Raw genomic sequence first — 4,764 nt, 5'->3', positions numbered from 1 at the left:
GAGTTTCGCACCAGAGGCATTAACTCTGTCCCTGTTCGCACGACCCCGACAGGACCCCGCTCAGCGGCCGCGGCCACGCGATCTAACCGGTAGTAGTACTTGCGGTAAGCCTGGTTGGATTCGACGGAAAGGGTCGAGTTGTACCAGGAGGGGCCGTCGGGGATCAACAACGCCCCACCTGTTCCGTCGAGTACGTGCTGGATCTCGCGGATGGCGGCATCCCAGTGCTGCGGTGTGACCGCCGCGGCGTAGATGCTAGAGACTAGACGCGAAAAGTCCTCAACCGTGACCATCGCCCGGCCCTCGATTCACTGGCTGGTACCCGCATTGGGAACCTCCCTCGCTGTGAGTCTCCGAGACGATCGTTGTGAGTCGCCTAGAGAGTAGTCGGATCTCATCCAAATAGATGAGGTAATTGACGCCGCGTGGTGCTTTTCTCAACGAGACGGTGTTCCAAGCCGTGACTCCCCCGCAGGAGCCACCAATCGTCGAGAGGCAGCCGGAGATGTTGCATCTACTGTCCAAACCCGCGGCGCCCGCTGTCGGGCCAGCTTCCTCTCCGGTCAGCGGCACGCGACACGCCTCGACACCGGCTCTCATCAGCGAGCAGGAAGTCGTGCTCAGTACCGCCGCGGCGGCATTGCTAACGCCCGCAACGACGCACCGTCAATGGCATGCCACACGATTGACTGCAGCAATCAGGCACATCCACATTGGGCTGCCCGAGCCGCGGCCGATTTATCCGCGGCGTGAGGCCAGCTATTTCGAGGGGGCGCGGATGTCTCGGCAGATGGACCACCTGTGACGGGCACCATGCCGACTCGTAGAGGGGACGGTGTCGGCCCGCTCCACTGGACTTCATCCACGTCCGCCAGACCGGCCGCGCCCGTCGCGGCCGAAACATCGAATACGTACGAAGGGAGTTGACGAATGTCGGAGCAGACCGATCAGAACGTCGAGCACATCAAGAAGGGTTACGAAGCCTTCGCCGCGGGCGACGTCGAAACGCTGATGAGCCTGTTCGACGACGACATCGAGTGGATCCAGCCGGGCGATAGCGCGGTCAGCGGTACCTATCACGGCAAAGGCGAACTCGGCGACTTGCTCAGCCGGTTGGCCGAGAAGTCGCCGACGATCAAGCCCCGCCGCTTCCTGGCCGACGGCGACATGGTCGTCGTGCTCAGCGACACGACTGTCGGCGGCGAGGCAGCTCAAGACGCCGAGGTGTACACCCTCCGCGACGGCAAGACGGTACGGGCGGAGCTGTATGGAGACACGGCGATGATGGAGCGCGTATACGGCAAGAAGCAGGTCGCGGCACGGTAGTTAGGTCTGCTCAGGTGAATCGCCCCGGGATGTCCGGAGCCGGACTTCCCGGGGCGATCCACGAGAACCCGATGTCGGCCGCCGCATGGAGCGAGTTCCGGCGAAGGCGAACGAGGAACTGCTCGATCGGCTGTCGGCAGAGGTGCTGCGCGACCACGGTGGCGACTAGGGCGAAGTCCGGCTAGTCAGGCGCGGGCGAGCTCGAACAGCGGGATGACGCGGCTGGTCTTCGACTGGTAGTCGGCGAATACCGGCACGAGGGCCAGCACCTTCGGCAGGATCTCGTCGCGCTCAGCTGGTGAGAGTTCGTGGGCGCGCACGCCGTACGAGTCGGCGCCGACCTCGATGTGGGCCAGCGCGTTGGCCCTCAGGTTGTGCACCCAGGCCGGATCCTTGGGCGCACCGGCGTACGAGCCGAAGATGATCGTCTTTCCGTCGATGGTCAGGTACGCCAGCGGCGACAACCGCGGCTCCCCGGACTTGGCACCCGTCGTCGTCAGCAGCAGCAGATCGCCGCCGAACTCGGCCACCGTGCCGCCGTTGGCCCGGAATTTCGTGACGATGTCGTCGTTGAACGACTTGAGGGCATTGACGTCGTTCAGAAGGGACTCTCTGGAGATTTCGGTCATTCCTCAGTCAAGCTCTTGGGCTTGGCGTCTATTCCGGACTCCTTGCGCTGCTGCGGGGTGATCGGCGCTGGCGCGTCGGTCAACGGATCCACGCCGCCGCCCGACTTCGGGAAGGCGATGACCTCGCGGATGGAGTCGACGCCGGCCAGCAGCGCGGTGATGCGGTCCCACCCGAACGCGATGCCGCCGTGTGGCGGCGCGCCGAAGGTGAAGGCGTCCAACAGGAATCCGAACTTGTCCTGGGCCTCGTCGTGATCGATGCCCATCATCGCGAAGACGCGTTCCTGGACGTCGCGACGGTGGATGCGGATCGAGCCGCCGCCGATCTCGTTGCCGTTGCAGACGATGTCGTAGGCGTTGGCCAGCGCGCTGCCCGGATCCGTGTCGAAGGTGGTCTCCGACTCCGGCTTGGGCGACGTGAACGCGTGGTGCACGGCCGTCCACGCGCCGGAGCCCAGCACGACGTCACCGGCGGCGGTGACTTCATCCGTCGCCTCGAACAGCGGCCAGTCCACCACCCACGTGAACGCCCATGCCGCCGGGTCGATCATGTCCAGCCGCTTGGCGATCTCGATCCGGGTGGCACCGAGCAGGGCACGGCCCGCCTTGGCGGTTCCGGCGGCGAAGAAGATGCAGTCCCCCGGCTTCGCGCCGACGTGCGCGGTGAGGCCGTCGCGCTCGGCGTCGGTCAAGTTCTTGGCGACCGGACCGCCCAGCGTGCCGTCCTCGGCGACCAGCACGTAGGCCAGCCCCTTGTGTCCGCGCTGCTTGGCGAACTCCTGCCAACCGTCCAGGGTGCGGCGCGGCTGCGAGGCGCCCCCCGGCATGACCACCGCACCGACGTACGGCGCCTGGAAGACGCGGAACGTGGTGTCGGAGAAGTACTCCGCGCACTCGACGAGTTCGAGGCCGAATCGCAGGTCGGGCTTGTCGGAGCCGAACCGCCGCATGGCGTCCGCGTAGTCGATCCGCGGGATCGGCAGTGGCAGTTCGTATCCGACCAGCGCCCACAACGCCGCCAGCACCTCTTCCGACACGGCGATCACGTCGTCGGCGTCGACGAAGCTCATCTCCATGTCCAGCTGGGTGAACTCGGGCTGGCGGTCGGCGCGGAAGTCCTCGTCGCGGTAGCAGCGCGCGATCTGGTAGTAGCGCTCCATGCCCGCCACCATCAGCAGCTGCTTGAACAGCTGCGGACTTTGTGGCAGCGCGTAGAACGAACCCGGCTGCAGGCGCGCGGGCACCAGGAAGTCGCGGGCCCCCTCGGGCGTGGAGCGGGTCAGCGTCGGCGTCTCGATCTCGATGAAGTCGCGGTCGGCCAGCACGCCACGCGCCGCCGCATTCACCTTGGAGCGCAACCGGATTGCGTTGCCCGGGCCCTCGCGACGCAGATCGAGGTAGCGGTACTTGAGCCGGGCTTCCTCGCCCGCGGTCTCGTCGAGCTGGAACGGCAGCGGTGCGCTCTCGCTCAGCACCGTCAGCAAGGTCGCGTTGACCTCGATGTCGCCGGTGGCGATCTCCGCGTTGGCGTTGCCCTCGGGCCGGGTCTCGACCACGCCCTCGACGGCGATGCAGAACTCGGCGCGCAGCCGGTGCGCCTGCTCGAGCACCTCGGCGTCGCGGAACACCACCTGTGCCACCCCCGACGCGTCGCGGAGATCGATGAAGATGACGCCGCCGTGGTCACGCCGACGGGCCACCCAACCGGCCAACGTCACCTTCTGTCCGGCGTCGGTGGACCGCAGCGAACCGGCGGCATGACTGCGCAACACGAAAACTCCCTGGGAATGGCCTTGGGCGGTGGACTGCCACAGTGTAGTGGGGGCTATTTCGTCGGTACCTTGGCGATCGTGGGTACAAGCATTGCGGTCGTCGGGCCGGGCGCCATCGGTTCGACCGTCGCGGCGCTGGTGCACAGCGCGGGTCATCAGGTGGTTGTCTGCGGGCGCACTCCTCGCGACTCCATCGAAGTCAGGAGCGACGATGGGAATTCGTTCGTGGTGCCTGGCCCGGTGCGCACCGACCCCGAAACCATCACCGAACCCGTCGACGTGGTGTTGCTCGCGGTCAAGGACACCCAGACCCCAGCCGCCGCGGCGTGGCTGGCCCGGTTGTGCGACGAGAGCACCACGGTCTTGGCGTTGCAGAACGGCGTCGAACAGTTCGAACGGGTGGGCAGGTACTGCCAGGGGTCGACCGTGTTGCCTGCCGTGGTGTGGTTCTCGGTCGAGACACAACCGCAGGGCTGGGTGCGCCTGCGCACCCCAGTTGCACTGGTCCTGCCCGCCACGCCTGCCGCGGACCGCCTCGCCGAGACCCTGCGAGGCCCTCGGTTGTCCATCGACACCGATCCCGACTTCGTCACCGCCGCCTGACACAAACTGCTGACCAACGCCGTCGCCGGCCTCATGGCGCTGAGCGGCCGGAAGTCGGGGATGTCCCGCCGCGACGACGTGGCCCACCTGGCCAAGCGCCGAGGGCGCCAAGCTGGGCGCCGTGATCGAGGATGTCGTCGGGTTGTTCAGCGGGCTGCCCGAGGACATCGCCACGTCGATACTGACCGACCGCGAACTCGGCGGGCCGCTGGAGTGGGACATCCGCAACGGCGTGATCGTCCGCAAGGCCGCCGAGCACGGGCTGGCCACGCCGATCAGTGCCGTCCTGGTGCCGCTGCTCGCCGCCGCCAGCGACGGACCGGGCTAGGGCCTGAGTAGACACCAAGCCCTAGAGTGTCTACTCATGGCTGAGTCCCATCCGAAGACCTACCCGTGCGATCACGTCGACCTCGACTTCATCGCCCGCGCACCGT

3 protein-coding genes and 2 pseudogenes are annotated in these 4,764 nt (G+C 66.8%); 2 read left to right on the top strand and 3 right to left on the bottom strand.

Features of this window, described 5'->3' with window-relative positions:
• Positions 1-293 (bottom strand): annotated as a pseudogene (locus tag QOC69_RS30635) (helix-turn-helix transcriptional regulator); the annotation flags it as partial.
• 637 nt (positions 294-930) lie between these two features.
• Here QOC69_RS30635 and QOC69_RS30630 point away from each other — a divergent pair.
• Complete coding sequence (locus QOC69_RS30630) at positions 931-1,326, top strand: nuclear transport factor 2 family protein (RefSeq protein WP_526446270.1); 396 nt, start codon at positions 931-933, stop codon at positions 1,324-1,326.
• A 185-nt stretch (positions 1,327-1,511) separates the two neighbouring features.
• On the opposite strand, the gene QOC69_RS30625 is transcribed toward QOC69_RS30630, so the two are convergent.
• Both QOC69_RS30625 and aspS read right to left on the bottom strand, forming a co-directional pair.
• Positions 1,512-1,955, bottom strand: coding sequence for a nitroreductase family deazaflavin-dependent oxidoreductase (locus QOC69_RS30625; protein ID WP_526446269.1), 444 nt, complete (start codon positions 1,953-1,955; stop codon positions 1,512-1,514).
• A complete protein-coding gene (aspS, locus tag QOC69_RS30620; RefSeq protein WP_526446268.1) occupies positions 1,952-3,727 on the bottom strand; it encodes an aspartate--tRNA ligase in 1,776 nt (591 codons plus the stop codon). The genes QOC69_RS30625 and aspS overlap by 4 nt, the downstream gene beginning before the upstream one ends.
• 78 nt (positions 3,728-3,805) lie before the next feature.
• Here aspS and QOC69_RS30615 point away from each other — a divergent pair.
• Positions 3,806-4,658, top strand: a pseudogene (locus QOC69_RS30615) (oxidoreductase).
• Positions 4,659-4,764 lie beyond the last annotated feature (106 nt).

It is taken from the genome of Mycobacterium sp. (assembly GCF_032162105.1).
In the GTDB taxonomy this organism is placed as follows: Bacteria; Actinomycetota; Actinomycetes; order Mycobacteriales; family Mycobacteriaceae; genus Mycobacterium.
Note: the sequence above shows the minus strand (reverse complement) of the source record. Positions and strands in the feature narration are given on the sequence as shown.

What these genes read in the sequence shown, in the direction of transcription:
- QOC69_RS30630 (WP_526446270.1), top strand. Translation starts at nt 931, where the DNA reads ATGTCGGAGCAGACCGATCAGAACGTCGAGCACATCAAGAAGGGTTAC.
- QOC69_RS30625 (WP_526446269.1), bottom strand. Translation starts at nt 1,955, where the DNA reads ATGACCGAAATCTCCAGAGAGTCCCTTCTGAACGACGTCAATGCCCTC.